The organism is Actinosynnema sp., from assembly GCF_052038725.1.
On sequence record NZ_JBQGCX010001532.1, the window covers coordinates 1 to 1,892 of the forward strand.

The window sequence follows — 1,892 nt, forward strand, 5'->3', positions numbered from 1 at the left end:
CTGGTGCGCGGGGCGTGGTCCAGGAAGCCGGAGGCGTGCAGGGTGACGCCGGTCCAGGCGAACGGCAGGTCGATCAGGCCGTCCTCGGCCCCGCCCTCGCGGGCGCCGGTGGCGTGCAGCGCGGCGTCGAGCAGCGCCGGGTGCAGGCCGAAGCCCGCCGCGTCGGCGTGCTCGGGCAGCGCGACCTCGGCGAACACCACGTCGCCCTGCCGCCAGGCGGCGCGGACGGCGCGGAACACCGGGCCGTAGGCGTAGCCGCCCGCCGCGAGCTCCGCGTAGAGGGCGTCGACGTCGAGCTTGGCCGCGCCGGGCGGCGGCCACGCGGTCAGGCGCTCGGGGCTGGTGCGCGGGGCGTGGTCCAGGAAGCCGGAGGCGTGCCGGGTCCACGAGGAGTCGGCGTCCTCGGGCCGGGAGTGCACGCTCACCGCGCGCCTTCCGGTGGCGTCGGGCGCGCCGACCGCGACCTGCAGGACGGTGCCGCCGCGCGCGGGCAGCACCAGCGGGGCCTCCAGGGTCAGCTCGTCCACGCGGTCGCAGCCGACCTGGTCGCCCGCCCGGACCGCCAGCTCCACGAACGCGGTGCCGGGCAGCAGGACGACGCCGGAGGCGGCGTGGTCGGCCAGCCACGGGTGGGTGTCGAGCGCGAGGCGGCCGGTGAGCAGGACGCCGTCGTTCTCGGCGGTGGTGGTGGTCGCGCCCAGCAGCGGGTGGCCGGTGGCGCCCAGGCCCGCCGACGAGACGTCGCCGGGGCCGTCGGTGGCGTCGAGCCAGAAGCGGCGGTGCTGGAAGGCGTAGGTGGGCAGGGCGACGCGGCGCGGGGCGGCCGGGCCGGTGATCAGGGTGGTCCAGTCCACGTCGACGCCGCGCGTCCACGCCTGGGCCAGGGACAGCAGCAGCCTGCGGGGGCCGCCGTCCTCGCGGCGCAGGGTCGGGACGGTGACGACCTCGCGGTCGTCCTCGTCGGCGGTCTCCTGCACGGCCGAGGGCAGCACGGGGTGCGGGCTGCACTCGATGAACACGGTGTGGCCGGAGCCGAGGAGGGCGCGGGTGGCGCCGACGAAGTCGACCTTCTCGCGCAGGTTGGAGTACCAGTAGTCGGCGTCGAGCCTCGCGCCGTCGAGGAAGCCGCCGGTGACGGTGGAGCAGAACGGGGTGGTGGCGGCGCGCGGGGCGACGTGCGCGATCACGGCCAGCAGCCGCTCGCGGATCACCTCCACGTGCGGGGAGTGCGAGGCGTAGTCGATCTTGACCGGGCGGGCGCGCACGCCCTCGGCGGTCAGCTCGGCCTGGAGCGCGGCCAGGTTCTCCGGGTCGCCGGAGACCACGACCGAGCGGGCGCCGTTGAGCGCGCCGATGGTCAGGCCCTCGCGCAGGCGCGGCAGGACCTCGTCCAGGGGCAGCTGGATGGACAGCATCCCGCTCTTGCCGGACAGCTCCTCGCCGATCAGGACGCTGCGCAGCGCGACGATCGCGGCGCCGTCCTGCAGGGACAGCGCGCCGGAGACGACGGCGGCGGCGATCTCGCCCTGGGAGTGGCCGACGACCGCGTCGGGGCGCACGCCGTGGTGCTTCCACAGCTCCGCCAGGGACACGGTGATCGCCCACAGCACCGGCTGGAGCACGTCCACCCGGTTCAGCGGCGGCGCGCCGGGGGCGTCGCGCACGACGTCGACCAGGTTCCAGTCCACGTGCGGGGCCAGCGCGGCGGCGCACTCGCGCATCCGCTCGGCGAACACCGGGGAGGAGTCGAGCAGCTCCACGGCCATGCCCGCCCACTGCGAGCCCTGGCCGGGGAAGACGAACACGACCCTCGGGTCGGACAGCGCCTCGCCGTCCACGACGGACGCCGCGGCCTCGCCGGAGGCCAGCGCGGACAGTGCGGCGTCGAGCTG

Annotated in this window: 1 protein-coding gene; it reads right to left on the reverse strand. The window is 76.5% G+C overall.

Annotation, left to right across the window (positions count from 1 at the left end; genetic code table 11):
* The coding region (locus ACTUAL_RS32205; RefSeq protein WP_440902870.1) for an acyltransferase domain-containing protein at positions 1-1,892 on the reverse strand (1,892 nt) is incomplete at both ends.